The following is a 16,170-nucleotide window of genomic DNA, read 5'->3' on the forward strand; positions in this document are numbered from 1 at the left end:
GAGCTCGGTCGTGCGAACACCGCCCGGTAGCGTGCAGGGACGTGCCCAAGCCATCGCTGGCTCCGCTCGCGGAGCTCCCCGGAGTCGCCGAGGCCGTCACCCGCGCCCGCGCGGCCGTCGACGAGGTGCACGAGCACCCGATGAACCGGCGCGGCTGGCCCACCACGGCGGCTGAGGCCTCCGTGCGCGCCGCGCGCGCCTCGGCCGCCGTCGCCGGCGGCGCCGCCGAGATCCCGGACAGCGGATCGGTCGACGAGCCGCTGCTGGCCGGCTCCCTGCGCGTGGCCGAAGCGCTCGGCACGCTGCTGCCGACCTGGCAGCGCGCCCCGCTGCAGGCGCTGGCCCGGATGCACGTGCTCGCCGCCGCGGACCTCGTCAGCGACCCGGACCAGCTCGGGCGGCCCCGGGTCGATCCGGAGGTCTCCGAACGGCTCGACCTGCTCTCCGAGATCGTCACTGACACCGAGGCGCAGGGCCCCGGCCCCGTGTTCGCCGCGGTGGTGCACGGGGAGCTGCTCGCGCTCGACGCGTTCGGCGCGACCACCGGTGTCATCGCCCGCGCGGCCGCGCGGCTGTGCGTGATCGGCAGCGGCCTCGACCCGAAGGGGCTCGTCGTTCCCGAGGTCGCCCACTTCCGGCGGCAGCGGGAATACGGCGACGCCGCGCAGGGCTTCACCACCGGCGAGCCGGACAAGGTCGCCGCGTGGATCGAGCACTGCTGCAGCGCCCTGGAAAGCGGTGCGCGCGAAGCGCGGTCCATCGCGGACGCGGCGACCCCGGAATGACGGCGACCCCGGGGTGACGGCGAGGGACCGGGTGCCGGCGAGGAACCGGCACCGCGGAACGGACGTTCCCGGAACGACGGCGGCGACGGCCCCACCCCCCGGTGGGAAGAGCAGGTGGGAAGCGCCGGCGGGAGGAGAGACGGCCCCGGTGGGGCGAGGGAGGACGCGACGGTGAAGAAGATCCTGATCGACTGCGACCCCGGGGTCGACGACGCGCTGGCGCTGGCCCTGGCGCACGGCAGTCCCGACCTGGAACTCGTCGGGGTGACCTCCGTCGGCGGCAACGTGCCGATCGAGGTCACCACGGACAACGCGCTGCGCCTGGTCGACTTCCTCGGCAGCGGCGCCCCCGTCGCCCGCGGCGCGGGCGTACCGCTCGTGCGGCCGCCGCGCACCGCCTCGGAGGTGCACGGCACCTCCGGCCTGGGAGGCGCCGTGCTGCCGGAGCCCACCACGGCCCCGGTGGGGCAGCACGCGGTCGACCTCATCATCGACACGCTCGCCGCCGCGCCCGGCGAGATCAGCCTCGTGGCCGTCGGCCCGCTGACGAACATCGCGCTGGCCCTGGCCAAGGAGCCGCGCGTGGCCGAGTGGGCGCGGGAGTTCGTGCTCATGGGTGGCTCCTACACCCGCGGCAACAACACGCCCGCCGCCGAGTTCAACATCGCCGCCGACCCGGAAGCGGCCGCCGCGGTGTTCAACGCGCCCTGGCAGCCGGTCATGATCGGGCTCGACCTGACCCTGCAGGCCCGCGCCACCGGCGAGGTGCGCGCCGGGCTCGCCGAACTCGGACGGCTGGACGCGGAGCTGATCACCCCGAGCCTCGACCTGTACGGCACGGCCGAGGAGTACCGGGACGGCGGGCCGCCGGTGCACGACGTGTGCGCCGTGGCCTACGCGATCGACCCGGGGCTGCTGGAGACCGCGCCGGCCCACGTCGCCGTGGAGACCCAGGGCAGGTACACCTCGGGCATGACCGTGGTCGACTTCCGCGACCCGGACGCCGGCTCCGCCGGGCAACCGCCGGAACGGCACAACGCCGTCGTGGCCACCGGCATCGACGTGGCGCGCTTCTGGAAGCTCGTCACCGACGCCTACGCGCGGGTGGCCCAGCAGCTGCCCTGACCGGTGCCGGCCGGCTCAGTCCTCGCGGACCGCCGCGGCGAGCGCGTGGCGCACGTGCCCGTCGTGCTCGGCGAGCAGCTCGGCCGCGCGGGTGACCTCGACGTCCCCGAGCAGGTGCACCAGCGCGGTCTTCACGTCACCCTCGGCGGCGTCCAGCGCGGCCGCGCACTCCTGCTCCGAGGCGTCGGTGGTCTCCCGCAGGATGCTCAGCGTGCGGCCGCGCAGCTTCGCGTTCGTCGCCAGCAGGCTCACCATGAGGTTCGAGTACGTGTAACCCAGGCGGATCAGCGTCGCCGTGGAGAACGCCGTGAGCACGAGCTTCTGCGCGGTGCCCGCCTTCATGCGGGTCGACCCGGCGATCGGCTCCGGACCGGTCGCGGTGACCACCGCCGTCTCGGCGATGTCGTGGCCCGGGCTGTCCGGGTTGGACGTGACCAGCGCGGTGCGCAGCGAGAGGTCCCGCGCCGCGCGCAGCGCCCCGAGCACGAACGGCGTGCGCCCGGAGGCGGCCAGGCCGAGCACGAAGTCCCCGGTGCCCGCGGCCTCGCGGAGGCTCGCCGCACCCGCGTCCTCGTCGTCCTCGGCGTTCTCCACCGGGCGGTGCAGCGCCTGCGCGCCGCCCGCCTGGTGCACGACGAACCAGTCCGGGGAGATGTTGAACGTCGGCACGAGCTCCGCCGCGTCCAGCGCGGCCAGCCGGCCGGAGGTGCCGGCACCGACGTAGTGCACTCGCCCGCCGGCGCGCAGCGCCTCCACCGCCCGGTCCACGGCGTGCGCCAGCTCCGGCAGCGCGTGGCCCACGGCTTCGGGCACGGTGCGGTCCTCGGAGTTGAGCAGTCGGAGGACCTCCAGCGTGGGCAGCAGGTCGATGTCGGTGGTCCGGGGGTTGACGCGTTCGGTCGGGATGTCGAGCCGTGCGCGTTGGCTCATCGCCAGGTCCTCCTCGTCGCGTTCGCAAACGCGCCGCCCGCGTCCGCGAGATCCACTCTGTCCGGTGGGATCCGCGCAGCGCAAGCCGCCTCCGCCCGCCGCGGCGGTCAGCGCGGCGTGCGGATCCAGCCCTGCGGCTGCAGCTCCTCCGGGGAGTCGAGGAGCACCCGGTCGCGGTCGCGCACCCGCACCCCGTCCAGGTTGACACCCCGGCCGAAGTACGACTCGTCGGTGACGTAGCGCCAGCGCAGCCGAACCCTCTCGCCCCGCTCGGCGGGCACCCGGCCGGTCACCTCCCACCAGGAGCGGTGGCCCGCGCCGGCCAGCTGCTCGGTCGGCCCCGCCGGCGCGCCCCCGCCGCGCGCCCGCAGCGGCACGGGCCGCCAGTCCCGACCGTCCGCGGAGGCCTCGAGCCGCAGGGCATCGGTGCCGTCCGGGTCCTGCTGGGTGTCCACGAACGCGTCGAACCGCACCGCCACGTCGCCGCGCACGGGCCCGAGCTCGGCGGTGCGCAGCACGCCGTCCCGGCGGGCGAACCACGAGTCCGCGCCGTGCCGCGGGCGCACGGCCAGCGCCTCGGCGACCCCGCTCGCGAGGGCGCGCCGCGCCGGGCTGTTCGATCCCCACTCGCGGGTGGGGTGCACGCGGTTGCTCAGCAGCACGGCCACCGTCCGCGAGTCGCGGTCGAGCACGAGCGAGGTGCCGGTGAAACCGGTGTGCCCGGCGGTGCGCGGGCCGCTCAGCCCGCCCATGTAGAAGCGCTGGTCGAGCTCGAACCCGAGGCCGTGGGCCGAACCGGGGAACTCGGTGTTCTCGTTGGCGAGCATGCCCTCGACGCCGGCCTCGGACAGGATGCGGTGGCCGCCGTAGGTGCCCCCGTTGAGCAGCGCCTGCCCGAGCACGGCGAGGTCGCGGGCGCTGGCGAAGACGCCCGCGTGCCCGGCGACCCCGCCGAGCGACCAGGCGTTCTCGTCGTGCACCCGGCCGCGCACCATTCCCCGGTCGGGGTTGCGCTGGTACTCGGTGGCGGCGATGCGGTGCCGCAGCCGTTCCGCGGGGCGGTAGCCGGTGTCGGACATGCCCAGCGGCCCGGTGATGCGCTCGGCGACCACCTCGTCGAGCGAACGCCCCGAGACCCGTTCCACCAGCAGCCCGAGCGTGATCATGTTCGGGTCGGAGTAGGTGTAGTGCGTGCCCGGTTCGTGCTCCGGCCGGATGCCCAGCACCGCCGGGATCCGCTCCTCCGGTGGCAGCGTCCACAGCCGCACCTCGGCGGGCAGCCCGGAGGTGTGCGTCATCAGCTGCCGCACGGTGATGTCCTGCTTGCCGTGCTCGGCGAACGCGGGCAGGTAGTCGGCCACCGGGGCGTCCAGCCGGATGTTCCCGCGCTCCACCTCCTGCAGCGCGGTGATGGAGGTGAACAGCTTCGTCAGCGAGGCGATGTCGAAGATCGTGCCGCGGCGGGCGGGCTCCCACTGCCCGCGGGGCAGCTCCCTGCCCGTGCCGTCGGCGTAGCGCAGCTCGTACCCGCTGGCCTCGTGGCGCACGATCCTCCCGTCGTGCGCCACCAGCCCCACCGCGCCCGCGTACATCGGGTGCTGCCGGTCCGGCGTGGGGCCGGTCCACGCGCGCAGCCGCTCGAAGGCCCGGTCCAGCGGCTCGGCGGCCATGCCCACGTCGGCGGGCTCCGCCGGCCGCAGCTCCGTCGTCGGCGGGCTGAACCCCGGGCGGGGCCGATCGAACCGGCCGCTGCCACCGGGTGCGGCCGCGGACGTGCACACCACCACCGCGGCCACCGACAGCACGAGCAGCCCGCGCAGCCTTCCGGCCATGCCCCCTCCTCAGTCGTACAGCAGGTGCGGGCGCCGCTGGTCGCGGAACCGCCGTTCCTCCTCGCGCCACGAGCCGACCACCTCGGCCGCATCGGCACCGGCGTCGATCATGCGGCGCAGCCGGTCGGTCCCGGCCAGCAGGTCGATCATCAGGTCCGGGCGCCAGCCGAACACGTCGGGGTAGAGCCGCCGGGCGGTCACGAGCATGGCCACGGCCGCGTCCACCGCGGGCGGCTCGCCCTCGTGGTGCACCCGCACCCCGCCGCACGTGCGATCGGCGTGCTTGGAGAACGCGGGCGCGAAGAAGGCCTCCTGGAAGCGCACCCCGGGCGGGGCGGCGGCGTTCAGCTCCTCCGCCCAGCGCCAGTCGATGCCGGGGGCTCCGACGAGCTCGAACGGGGTCGTGGTGCCGCGCCCCTCCGACAGGAGCGTGCCCTCGAACAGCCCGGTACCCGGGTAGACCGCTGCGGTGCTCCGGGCCGGCATGTTCGGGCTCGGCGGGACCCACGGCAGGCCGGTGTCCGCGGTGCGGCCGTGCCAGCCGGTCACGCGCACCACCTCCAACCGGTCCAGGCGCCGCGGCAGGTGCTCCCGGTCGAACAGCAGCGCCAGCTCGCCCGCGGTCATGCCGTGCTGCTGCGCGATCGGCAGCAGACCCACCCCGGAGGAGAACGCCGGGTCCAGCAGGGGCCCCGCGACCCGGTCGCCGATCGGGTTCGGCCGGTCGAGCACGGTGAACGCCGCGCCCACGCGGCTCGCCGCCCGCATGGCCGTGTACATCGTCCAGATGTAGGTGTAGAAGCGGGCGCCGACATCGGCGATGTCGAACACGAGGTGCTCCACCCGCGCCTCGCGCAGCATCCGTGCCATCGCGTCGGCGTCGGCGCCGTAGGTGTCGTAGACGGGCAGGCCCGTGCGCGGATCCCGCGCGTCGCCTTCCGACTCCCCGGCCTGCCCGGTGCCGCGGAACCCGTGCTCGGGGCCGAACGCGGCGACGACGGGCACGTCCTGCTCGTGCATCGCGTCGACGACGTGCTGCAGCGAGGACAGCACACCGGTGGGGTTCGTCAGCACCCCGACGCGGTTCCCGCGCAGCGGGCGCCAGTGCTGCGCCGCGAGCACGTCGGCCCCGGTGCGCACCGGCCCGGCGCCGGCGGAGGCGGTCCCGGACGCGCCGCTCGCGGCCGGGAGCAGGGCCGGGGCCAGCGCGGCGGTGGTGACGAAGTGCCTGCGGTTGACGTCCACGGCGCTCACCAGCCCAGGCCGTGGCCGAACGGGTAGCGGTCCGCACCGGGCCGCCGCGGGTCCGGCACGGCCACGGGCAGCCGCCCCCGCGGGGTGCGCTCACCGAACAGCACGCGCGTCAGCGCCTCCACGGCCACGTCCTTGTCCGAGAAGGTCGCCAGCCACGCGGGAAGCTGCTCGTCGTGGCCCGCGTCGTACGGGTCCTCGACCGCGGCGGCGATCACCGGTCGCGAGGTGCGGGCCAGCGCGGCCAGCAGGTCCCGCTGCCCGGCGTTGTCGTCCTCCCAGGCGCCGCTGGTGAGCACCACGGTCACCTCGTGCTGCCGCGCCGCCCCCGCGGCGGCGTCGATGCGCTGCTGATCGGGGTTGCGGCCGGTGCCCTGCGCGCGGGTGCGCGGCCCGCGGGCGGCGATCCGGTCGGCGAGGGCGCGCGTGGCCGACCCGCCGGCCCCGGTGACCAGCACGCTGCCCGGCACCGGGTCCAGCGGCAGCACCGGGCCGTCGTTGCGCAGCAGCGTCGTCGTGCGGTCGGTGACCTCCTGCGCGGTGCGCACGTGCTCCGCGGCTCCGACGAACCGCTCCGCGCGGTCGGGATCGGTGAACGGGTCGCCGAGCGCGCCGCGCCGCCGTTTCAGCTCGAGCACGCGGCGCACGCTGCGGTCGATGCGCTGCTCGGACAGGCGTCCGTCGCGGACGGCGGCGCGCACCGCGTCGATCGCCAGGCGCAGGTCGATCGGCATCAGCAGCACGTCCGCACCTGCCTGCAGCGCCAGGACCGGGATCTCGGCGTCCGGGTGCTGCTGCCGCACCCCGTCCATCCGCAGCGAGTCGGTGACCACCACTCCGCCGAAACCGAGCTCCTCGCGCAGCATCCCGGTCAGCACCGCGGGTGAGAGCGTCGCGGGTTCGCCCGAGTCGTCCAGCTTCGGCACGAGCAGGTGCCCGCTCATCACCGAGTCCGAACCGGCGGCGATGGCGCGGCGGAACGGCGGTGCGTCGAGCTCCTCCCACTGCTGCCGGTCGTGCTCGATGACCGGCAGCCCGGTGTGACTGTCCACATCGGTGTCCCCGTGCCCGGGGAAGTGCTTGACCGAGTCGGCGATCCCGGCGCGGTGGAAACCGCGCACCTGCGCGGCGGTGAGCTCGGCGGCCAGGTCCGGGTCGGAGGAGAACGAGCGCACCCCGATCACGGGGTTCGCCGGGTTGACGTTGACGTCGCCGCTGGGGGCGAGGTTCAGGTTGAAGCCCATCGCCCGCAGCTCCTCCCCGGTCACCTCGGCGGCGCGCGTCGCGTCCGCCGCGCTGCGCGAGGCCCCGAGGGCCATGTTGCCGGGGAACTGCGCCGCGGGCGGGCCGATCCGGGTGACCGCGCCCTGCTCCTGGTCGAGGCAGGCCAGCAGGGCGATCCCGGCGCCGGAGTCGAGCGCGGCCCGTTGCGTGCCGTTGGACAGCTCGGCGATCTGCCGCGGGGTGCGCAGGCTGTCGGTCCACGAGAAGTGGACCAGCCCGCCCGGGTGGTAGGTGCGGACGACCTCGGCGGGTGTGTCCACGCCGAACTCCGCGCGGTTGTCCGGGTGCGGGCCGTGCGCGTCCCGCCCGTAGGCGGGGACGACGAACAGCTGCCCGATCTTCTCGTCCAGGGTCATGTCCCGCACCAGATCCGCGGCACTCGATCGGGCGGCCTGCGATCGGGGGTAGGTGGAGGCCGTGACGGCTGAGCCCGCTGCTGCGGCTGCTCCGAGCACGATGGTGCGGCGGCCGATGGTCCGGGGCACGGCGGCCTCCTTGCGCTGGTCGACGACCGGGCCGGTCAACAACCGGGTTGGCCAACGACGGGGCTGGTCAACGACCGGAGCGGGCAGCAGGTGCGGAGTGCCGCCGGGTTCCCGCTCCGGGGGCCGGGCGGCGGGGCCGCCCTGCCGGTGCCGCGGAGACCCGCTGTGCACGAACCCGGGGCGTGCGAACCCGGTGTGCACGAACGATCACTCTGCGGATCCGAAAAACTACCCACCGCGCGGAAGTCGGTCAACGCGACACGGCGGACGTGGCGACAACGCGCCACGCGGGCGGCCCCGCTCGGCCTCGGCGGTGCCGTCCCGACGCGGCCGCACCGGGGCGCGCGGGGTCGGGTCGCGGAGGGCGGAGGCTTCCCGGAGGCCGGGTTCGGGGGCCGGGCTCCGGTGGGATCGGGGCGCGGTGCCCGGAAAGGCGCCCGAACGGGGGCCGACATGCGGCGACGCCCGTCCCGGGGACGGGCGCCACCTCCACGCGAGGAACCGGGTTACCAAGCTGCTGGCTCGGTCGTACCGTTGTGGGCTAGGCGTCCGGCGTCCCGGTACGCAACCCCGTTGAACGACTCGCCTCCTTGTGGGGGCAGCGCGTGGGTTCACCGGCTGCTCGCGTGCGGAGCCTGCGAGGGGGAGACGTCACTTCTCCTCCGTAACGTCCCTGGCCTGCAGGGTCCGCACCCTCATTGTGGAGCGCCCGCAGCGGTTACTGCAAGAGTTCGCGCGCGCACGTGTCGTGATCACCCGGTAGGGCTCCTCCGGTGGTGTTCGTGCTCGTCCGGGAATGCTCGTCCGGGAGAGCCCGTCCTGGGTGGTCAGCGGCGCTTGCGCCACTGGCGCAGCCCCCACCAGGCCGCGCCCGCCGCGGCGACCGCGCCCATGCCGACGCCCGCGGCGGTCACCGCGGTGCGGGACGGGGTGGGCAGGCGGGCGCGCAGCGACACCGGGTGGTCGAACGTGAGCGAGGGCCAGCCGCGCTGCACCCCTTCGCGGCGCAGCGCCCGGTCCGGATTCACCACGGTCGGGTGCCCCACCGCCTCGAGCAGCGGCATGTCGCTGATCGAGTCGCTGTAGGCGTGGCAGGCGTCGAGGTCGTAGCCCTGCTGCCGGGCGAGCTCCCGCGCCGCGCGGGCCTTGTTCTCCCCGGAGCAGTAGAACTCGATCTCCCCGGTGTAGCGGCCGTCCGCCACGACCATGCGCGTGCCCGCCCAGTGGTCGGCGCCGAGCATCGTGGCCACCGGTGCGACGACCTCCTGGCCGGAGGCGGAGAGCACGACCACCGCGTGACCGGCCTCGTGGTGCTCGTCGATCAGCTGGGTCGCCTCCTTGTAGACCAGCGGGTCGACGATGTCGTTGAGCGTTTCCTCCACGATCGCGCTGACCTGCTCCACCTCCCAGCCGGCGCACAGCGACGTGATGTGCGCGCGCATCCGGTCCATCTGGTCGGCGTCCGCACCGGCCAGCATGAACACGAACTGGGCGTAGGCGCTCTTGAGCACCGCGCGGCGGTTGATGAGTCCTTCCTGGAAGAACGGGCGGCTGAACGCGAGCGTGCTCGACTTCGCGATCACGGTCTTGTCCAGGTCGAAGAAGGCCGCCACGTGGCTTTCCGGTGCGGGCGGGGGGTTCGCGGACTCCGTCACGCGGACAGCATACGGGCCGGCGGGCGCGAACGTGCCGCACTGCGCCGCCGTGCCGCCGATGCCGCTCGTTCGCCCGTCCGAGGGGTGTGGTTCACCGGGGTGCTGAACCCCGGAACGGGGGAACAATCCGGGCTGGAACCGGCACCTCGTCCACAGGGGGCTGAGTTGTCCACAAGTAGCGCTGAGGGTGCTTGGCGCAGCGGGAAAACCCGGTCACGGTGATCGCAGCGCTCGCGGAACCGAGCCACCGGCGAACACCGAAAGGCCGACACCATGACGCCCACCTCGCTCATCATCGCCGCCGACGACGAGCTGCGCTGCGAGCTCGAACGGATCGCCGCGGCCTGCGGCACCGCCGCGCGCACCGCCGCCGAACCCGCCACAGTGGAGGGTTCCTGGGCGACCGCGCCGCGCGTGCTGCTGGACGAGCCGGCCGCACGGGCCGCGCTGGAGTCGGGGCTGCCCTGCAGGCGCGAGGTCTACCTCCTGGTCCGGGCACCGGCGGAGGGGACGTGGCAGGCGGCCTTCGCCCTCGGCGCGCAGGACGTGGTCGACCTGGCGAGCGAGGAGCACCGCGTCGTCGACCTGCTCACCGCGCCACCGGAGGCGGACGGCTCCGCCGGCCCCGCGGCAGTCGGCCGCGTGTTGGCCGTGCTCGGGGGGTCCGGCGGGGCCGGGGCCTCGTTGCTGGCGGCGGAGACCGCCGCGACCGCGGCGCGGCGGGGCGGCCGGGTGCTGCTCCTCGACGGCGACCCCGTCGGCGGCGGCCTCGACGTCGTCCTCGGCTGGGAGGACGTGCCCGGACTGCGCTGGGGCGACGTCAGCATCGGCAGCGGACGCGTCACCGCGGGAACCCTGCACGAGGCGCTGCCCGCGCAGCAGCTCGGGGCCGGCACGCTGGCCGTGCTCGCCTGCGACCGCGAGAACCCGGACTCCGGGTTCACCGCCGCGGCCGCGCGCTCCGTGCTCGGCGCGGCGCGGCAGGCCGGCGACACCGTCGTCTGCGACGTCTCCCGCCACCTCGCGGACGCGGCGGAGGCCGTGCTGCGGCACGCCGACCTGGTCTGCCTCGTCGCGCGGGCCGAGCTGCGCGCGTGCGCGGCCGCGGCCGCGGTGCTCGGGCGCGTGCGCGGAGCCGCTTCCGCGCCCGCGTGCCTGCTCGTGCGCTCCGGGCCGGCCGCGGGGATGCGCGCCGGGGACGTGCGGCAGGTGGTGGGGGTGGAGCCGCTCGCCGTGGTCCGCGACCAGCCGGAACTCGCGGCCGCCGCCGACCGGCGCGGCATCGGCACCTCCTCCGCGTCCACCCGCGGGCCGTTACCACGCAGCGCGGCCGCGGTGCTCGACCTGCTCGACGCCGAGGTCGACGGGCAGGCCGCCTGAGTCGCCCGCGGCGCCCGAGCCGTCGGCACCGCCCGAGCCGTCCGGCACCGCTCCGGTCCCCACCGGGTCCGGTGCGTTCCGGCTGCGAGGTCCTCCCCAGTCCCCGAGCCCACTCCGAACCCCGAGCCCACTCCGAACCCCGAGTCCACCCCCGCCCCGCCGGTACCGCCCGCGGCCGCCCAGGCCGCGGGCAGCCGGTGACGACCTCCACGGAGCACGGCATGTCCCCCATCCCTCCCACCGCCGCAGCGGGCCCGACGACCGGGCCGATCGACGAGGCGCTGCTGGAGCGCGTGCGCAACCGGATCGTCGACAGCGGGGAGGAGGTGACCCCCGACTCGGTCGCCGAGGCCGTGCGGGCCGAGACCCGCGGTCTCGTCGCCGACGGCGACGTGCTCACCGCGCTGCGGAGGGTGCACCAGGAGTTCCTCGGTGCCGGTGCGCTCGAACCGCTGCTGCGCGATCCCGCGGTCACCGACGTGCTCGTCACCGCCCCCGACGAGGTCTGGGTCGACCGCGGCCACGGCCTCGTGCGCGCGGACGTGGCCTTCGGTGACGAGGAGAGCGTGCGGCGCCTGGCGCAGCGGCTGGCGCTCGCCAGCGGACGCCGGCTCGACGACGCCCAGCCGTGGGTGGACGCCTGGTTGCCGCGGGGACGCGCGGACAGCCCCGTGCGTCTGCACGCCGTGCTGCCGCCCGTGGCCGCCGCCGGGACCTGCGTGTCGCTGCGGGTGCTGCGCGCCGCGGACCACGACCTCGACGCGCTCGCCGCGGCGGGCATGTTCCCCCCGGCGATCACCGGCGTGCTGCGCCGCATCATCGCCGCGCGCCTGGCCTTCCTCGTCGTCGGTGGCACGGCGGCGGGCAAGACCACGCTGCTGGCCGCGATGCTCGGGGAGGTTCCGGCGGACGAGCGCATCGTGAGCGTGGAGGAGGCCGCCGAACTCCACCCGCGCCACCCGCACGTGGTGCGGTTGCTGACGCGCCCGGCGAACGTGGAGGGCGTCGGCGGGGTGCACCTGCACGACCTCGTGCGCCAGGCCTTGCGGATGCGGCCCGACCGGGTGGTGGTCGGGGAGGTGCGCGGGTCGGAGGTGTGCGAGCTGCTCGCCGCGTTGAACACCGGCCACGAGGGCGGCGCGGGAACGCTGCACGCCAACTCCCCCGCCGAGGTGCCCGCCCGGATGGAAGCGCTCGCCGCGCTCGGCGGGCTCTCCCGCGAGGCGCTGCACAGCCAGCTCGGCCCCGCCGTGCACCTCGTGCTGCACGTCCGGAAGGGCAGCGCTGCCCGACCGGGGCGCTGCCTGTCCGAGATCGGCGTGGTGCGGCGCACCGGTGGGCAGGTGCAGGTGCAACCCGCGTGGCGCCACGACGGCGGGTGGCAGCCCGGGCGCGAGCACCTGGTGCACCTGCTCGGCGGTGAGCGGGCGGCCTTCACCGGGGCGACGGCGGAGGAGGCGGGGTGGTGACCGCGGCCTGCGCGCTCGCCGCGCTCGCGCTGCTCGGCTGGCCCGGCCGGGGACCGCGTTCGCGCCTCGCCGCTCTCCGCCGCCGGGGTGCGGCCGGTGGCGCTCCTCCCCGCAGCGCGGGTCTCCCGGTGCTGCGGTGGTTCCGCGGCAGTCCGCGTCGGAGCGGGGCGGCCGCGCTCGCCGCTGCCCTGGTGCTCCTCGGCGGTTGGGCCGCGGGGGCAGGTGGAGCGGTCGCCGCGCTCCTCGCCGCCGGAGCCGGAGGGCACTGCTACCGCGCGTGGGATCGGCAGCGCCGGCGAGGCCGCGGGTGGGAGGAGCTGGCCGCGGGACTGCACCTGTTCGTCGCGCAGCTGCGGGCGGGCGCGCACCCCGCCCGAGCGGCCGAAGGGGTCGCGGCCGAGTCCCCGGGTCGCACCGGTGCGCTGTTCCGCGAGATCGCGATGACCGCGCGGCTCGGCGGGGACGTCCCCACCGCCCTGGCCGCCGAGCACCGCACCGGCTCCCTCGGCGGTCCGTGCTCGAGCATGGCGCGGGCGTGGCGGTTGGCGGAACGGCACGGAGCGGGGCTGGCGGAACTGCTCGACGCGGTGCGGTGCGACCTGGAGAACCGCGCTGCGTTCCAGCACCGGGCGCAGGCGGACATGGCGGGCCCGCGCGCGACGGCGCTCGTCCTGGCCGTGCTGCCGGTGTTCGGCCTCGCGCTCGGCGAGGCCTCCGGCGCCGAGCCGCTCGCCGTCCTCCGCGATACGCCCTGGGGCCAGCTGCTGCTCGTGCTCGGAGTGGCGCTGGCCGGCTGCGGGGCCGCGTGGACGCTGCGCCTGACCGAGGCGGGTGCCTCGTGATCGCCGTGTGCGCAGCCCTGGTGGGCGTGGGCCTGCTGCTCGTGCCGGAGGCGCCGGTGCGCAGGCGGGTGGTGCGCCTGGCGCCGGCCGGGCGGAGGCGACGGGGCGCACCGGGGGTTCCACCCCGCCGCGTGCTGGGGGTCGCGGCGGGGGGTTCCTTCGGTGCGGTGGCCCTGGCGGCGGGACCCGCGGTCGGGCTCGCGGTGCTCGTCGCCGGCGGGACGTGCGCCGCGCTGGTCCGCAGGGCCCGGCGGCGGCAGGAGGGCACCGGCCCGATGGACCTGGCCACGGGGTACGAGCTGTTTGCCGCCGCGCTGCGGGCGGGGCTGAGCGCGCCCGCGGCGCTGACCGCGGTGGCCCGGGAGTTCGCCGGGCCCGCCCGCCGGGCGCTGGGCGCCGTGGCCGAGCGGATCGCGTTGGGAGCGGACGCGGCCGAGGCGTGGGAACCGGCGTTGCGGTGCCGCGACACGGCGGAGATCGCCCGGGCGGCGCGGCGCACCGCGCGCACCGGGAGTCCGCTGGCCGCGGTGGTCACCGAGCTCGCCGCACGCGCCCGGGCGCGTGCGCACGACGGCGAGCACGCCCGCGCGCGGCGCGCCGCCGTGTGGGTCTCTGCCCCGCTGGGGCTGTGCTTCCTGCCGAGCTTCTTCTGCCTCGGCATCGCTCCCGCGGTGCTGGGCATGCTTCGGCGCGTGGGTGAGCTGTGAGAGCTCGAAGGTCGTGACGAGGAGTCCGAAGAGGAGGACGAGGTGAACGTTCGGGATGTGCGTGGAGTGCGCGTTGTGCGCGCGCGTTCGCGCAGCGCGAGGTGGATCCACCGCTCCGCGGCGGAGGCCCGCATCCGTCCGCTGTGGACGATCATCGCCGGGTGGCGGTCCGCGGTGCGCGCCGCGGCGGGTGCGCTGCGCGGGGACGCGGGCATGAGCACCGCGGAGTACGCGATGGGGACCATCGCCGCGGCGGCCTTCGCCTCCGTGCTCTACGCGGTTGTCACCAGCGACGGCGTGCGGGATGCGGTGACCTCCCTGATCGAGCGCGGCTTGCAGGACGTGCCGGTATGACGCGCCGCGCAGCAGCGGGCTCCGACCGCGGCGCGGTCACCGTCGAAGCGGCGGTGGGAATCTGCGCCGTCGTGGCGGTTTTCGCGCTGCTCCTGCTGGGCGTCGGCGCCGCCGTCGCGCAGCTGCGGTGCACCGACGCCGCCGTCGAGGCGGCCCGGATGGCGGCGCGCGGGGACCGCGAGCGCGCGCACGCGGCGCTCGCGCAGCTCGCTCCGAAGGGGGCGAGCCTCCGCTTCTCCGGCGATGCCGAGTACGTGCGGGCCGAGGTGGTGGTACCAGCGCCCACCGGGGTGCTGGACCTGCGCGTGACCGCCGAGGCCGTGGCGGCCCGGGAACCGGGTGCGCCCTCCCCGTAGCGCGGCGGGCGGGCCCGTCCGGGCAGTTGCGGCCCCGCACCGCGGGGCCCGCACGGCAGCCCCGCACCGCAGGGCCCGCACCGCGCTCGCGTCGGCGCGGGCGCGGTGCCACGCGTACTGCAACGGAAGGAGTGTGCTGCAGGTGAAGGTGACGCTGCGCGGGGACCGCGGCGCGGCCACGGTCGTCGCCGCGGTGCTCGCCCTCGCGATGGCGGGTGTTCTCGTGCTCGTGCTGCACGCGGCCGCGGCGCTGTGGCAGCGCCACCGCATCGCGGGGGCGGCCGACCTGGCCGCGATCGCCGCGGCGGCGCACGCCCCGTTCGGGCCCGAGCTGGCCTGCGCGCGGGCGGCGGGGGTGGTGGACCGGATGGGCGGGGTGCTCACCGAGTGCTCGGTGTCCTCCCGGGACGCGCGGGTGCACGTGCGCGGTGAGCGGGGCTCCTCGGGTGGAGACTGGGGCCTGATCGGCGCGCGAGCGCGAGCCGGACCGGTGCGGGCGCAGCCGATCGGAGGGCCCGAAGGTGCACCGCACGGCAGACCGGGCGGGCACCGCCGCGGCCACGACGAGCGGGCGGGTGACGACGATGAACGGTCGCGGACGCCGAGGAGGCCGTGATGAACGGTGAGTGCTCCGCCGCTGAACCGCGGTGCGCCTCTTCGGCGCGTCTGAGCGGCCGGGCGCATTCGTCGCGGGAACCCGACCGGTCGTCGATGGGCCTCTACACAGGCCCGGGGCCGATGCCGTTCAGTAAGGGTGTGGGCACGCCGTTGGAAGGTGCGACAACGACGTCGCAGCGAGGTGGTTCCCCGACGCCGCCCCGGCACCGCGCGGGGCGTCGAACCACCGGCGGGGTGCGCTTTCGCGCAAGGAGGCTGGAAGACATGGATTCGTCGGCGGAGTGGCAGCACGCCGTCCGCAGCGTCCCGGCATCCCCGGCCGGGCTGACCTCGGACCGGATCGAGCTGCGCGTCCAGGCCATCGAACTGGCGACGCGCGGTTGGGCGATCCGGCCGGGAACCCTCTCGCAGCACGGCGAGCGGCGCGGGAACCCCGGTTCCCCGGCGGGAAGCAGCCGGGCCGGCCTCCCGGAACCGGTGCACGCGGACTGGGCGGGTTTCCCCGAGCTGTCCGCGACCGAACTGGCCGAGTGGTGGGCGGAACGTCCGTACAGCCTGCTGCTGGCCACCGGGCGGGGGGCCAACGCGTTCGAGGTCGACGCCGATCTCGGCCGCCGCGCCGCGGGGTACCTGCGCACCGCCGGTTCGCCGGCGCCGATCGCGGCGAACCCGCTGGGCCGGTGGTACTTCCTCACCCGCGACGAGGAGCTCGTCGGGCACCTGCTGGACGAGCTGGCCGAGGAACGGGATGAGCGGATCGGCATCCACGGGGGAGGCAGCTGGATCCCCCTGCCTCCCAGTGCTTTCCCGCACGGGGTCGTGCACTGGCGCGTCCAGCCGGAGCTGTGCGGGTGGCAGCTGCCCTCCGCGGAGTACGTGCGCAACGCGCTGTGCGCGGCCATGAACCCATCCACAACAGAACAGGCCACCGATGTGGTCGACCTCCTCATGGCAGGTCGCTGACGGGGACCGGTCGGTCGCGTGAGTCGCCGATGACACCGCGCACCCGGCTCACCCCCGACGTGGCCGATGCGGGATGAACGCGCTTCCCCTCCCGTGCTCATTCCGCCGCAACGGCCACGGAGCCGCACACCGGT

General features: G+C 75.9%; 15 protein-coding genes. 10 read left to right on the forward strand and 5 right to left on the reverse strand.

Annotation, left to right across the window (positions count from 1 at the left end; translation table 11 throughout):
• Nucleotides 1-41: 41 nt before the first annotated feature.
• Both ACVGV0_RS01205 and ACVGV0_RS01210 read left to right on the forward strand, forming a co-directional pair.
• On the forward strand, nt 42-785 hold the full coding sequence (locus ACVGV0_RS01205) for a Fic family protein (protein ID WP_459157995.1): 744 nt from the start codon (nt 42-44) through the stop codon (nt 783-785).
• Between the two features lie 171 nt (nt 786-956).
• The gene (locus ACVGV0_RS01210; protein WP_459157996.1) at nt 957-1,910 is read left to right on the forward strand and encodes a nucleoside hydrolase; all 954 of its coding nucleotides are present in this window, start codon (nt 957-959) and stop codon (nt 1,908-1,910) included.
• Nucleotides 1,911-1,925: 15 nt separating this feature from the next.
• On the opposite strand, the gene ACVGV0_RS01215 is transcribed toward ACVGV0_RS01210, so the two are convergent.
• The 5 genes from ACVGV0_RS01215 to ACVGV0_RS01235 all read right to left on the reverse strand — a co-directional run bounded on the left by ACVGV0_RS01215 (nt 1,926) and on the right by ACVGV0_RS01235 (nt 9,347).
• Nucleotides 1,926-2,840 (reverse strand): N-acetylmuramic acid 6-phosphate etherase, encoded by a 915-nt coding sequence (locus ACVGV0_RS01215; protein ID WP_459157997.1) that lies wholly within the window; start codon nt 2,838-2,840, stop codon nt 1,926-1,928.
• A 107-nt stretch (nt 2,841-2,947) separates the two neighbouring features.
• Nucleotides 2,948-4,672, reverse strand: a complete 1,725-nt coding sequence (locus tag ACVGV0_RS01220) for a serine hydrolase domain-containing protein (protein ID WP_459157998.1) — start codon at nt 4,670-4,672, stop codon at nt 2,948-2,950.
• Nucleotides 4,673-4,681: 9 nt separating this feature from the next.
• Nucleotides 4,682-5,917, reverse strand: a complete 1,236-nt coding sequence (locus ACVGV0_RS01225; protein WP_459159879.1) for an exo-beta-N-acetylmuramidase NamZ family protein — start codon at nt 5,915-5,917, stop codon at nt 4,682-4,684.
• Between the two features lie 5 nt (nt 5,918-5,922).
• Nucleotides 5,923-7,692 carry a glycoside hydrolase family 3 protein gene (locus tag ACVGV0_RS01230; protein WP_459157999.1) on the reverse strand — a complete coding sequence of 590 codons (1,770 nt, stop codon included), beginning with the start codon at nt 7,690-7,692 and terminating at the stop codon, nt 5,923-5,925.
• An 827-nt stretch (nt 7,693-8,519) separates the two neighbouring features.
• The gene (locus ACVGV0_RS01235; RefSeq protein ID WP_459158000.1) at nt 8,520-9,347 is read right to left on the reverse strand and encodes an HAD-IB family hydrolase; all 828 of its coding nucleotides are present in this window, start codon (nt 9,345-9,347) and stop codon (nt 8,520-8,522) included.
• A gap of 273 nt (nt 9,348-9,620) precedes the next feature.
• On the opposite strand from ACVGV0_RS01235, the gene ssd reads away from it, so the two are divergent.
• The 8 genes from ssd (at nt 9,621) to ACVGV0_RS01275 (ending at nt 16,036) form a co-directional block, all read left to right on the forward strand.
• On the forward strand, nt 9,621-10,727 hold the full coding sequence (gene ssd / locus ACVGV0_RS01240; RefSeq protein ID WP_459158001.1) for a septum site-determining protein Ssd: 1,107 nt from the start codon (nt 9,621-9,623) through the stop codon (nt 10,725-10,727).
• A gap of 221 nt (nt 10,728-10,948) precedes the next feature.
• Entirely contained in the window at nt 10,949-12,196 is a 1,248-nt protein-coding gene (locus tag ACVGV0_RS01245; RefSeq protein WP_459158002.1) for a TadA family conjugal transfer-associated ATPase, read from the forward strand.
• Entirely contained in the window at nt 12,190-13,038 is an 849-nt protein-coding gene (locus tag ACVGV0_RS01250) for a type II secretion system F family protein (protein ID WP_459158003.1), read from the forward strand. The genes ACVGV0_RS01245 and ACVGV0_RS01250 overlap by 7 nt, the downstream gene beginning before the upstream one ends.
• Complete coding sequence (locus ACVGV0_RS01255) at nt 13,035-13,745, forward strand: type II secretion system F family protein (RefSeq protein ID WP_459158004.1); 711 nt, start codon at nt 13,035-13,037, stop codon at nt 13,743-13,745. The genes ACVGV0_RS01250 and ACVGV0_RS01255 overlap by 4 nt, the downstream gene beginning before the upstream one ends.
• Before the next feature lie 42 nt (nt 13,746-13,787).
• Nucleotides 13,788-14,099: a DUF4244 domain-containing protein gene (locus tag ACVGV0_RS01260; protein WP_459158005.1), complete on the forward strand. Its 312-nt coding sequence runs from the start codon at nt 13,788-13,790 to the stop codon at nt 14,097-14,099.
• On the forward strand, nt 14,096-14,455 hold the full coding sequence (locus ACVGV0_RS01265; RefSeq protein ID WP_459158006.1) for a TadE family type IV pilus minor pilin: 360 nt from the start codon (nt 14,096-14,098) through the stop codon (nt 14,453-14,455). Before ACVGV0_RS01260 ends, ACVGV0_RS01265 begins: the two co-directional genes overlap by 4 nt.
• A gap of 142 nt (nt 14,456-14,597) precedes the next feature.
• Nucleotides 14,598-15,071 (forward strand): Rv3654c family TadE-like protein, encoded by a 474-nt coding sequence (locus tag ACVGV0_RS01270; RefSeq protein WP_459158007.1) that lies wholly within the window; start codon nt 14,598-14,600, stop codon nt 15,069-15,071.
• Between the two features lie 266 nt (nt 15,072-15,337).
• Nucleotides 15,338-16,036: a bifunctional DNA primase/polymerase gene (locus ACVGV0_RS01275; RefSeq protein WP_459158008.1), complete on the forward strand. Its 699-nt coding sequence runs from the start codon at nt 15,338-15,340 to the stop codon at nt 16,034-16,036.
• Nucleotides 16,037-16,170: the final 134 nt, after the last annotated feature.

The organism is Salinifilum ghardaiensis (genome assembly GCF_054491345.1).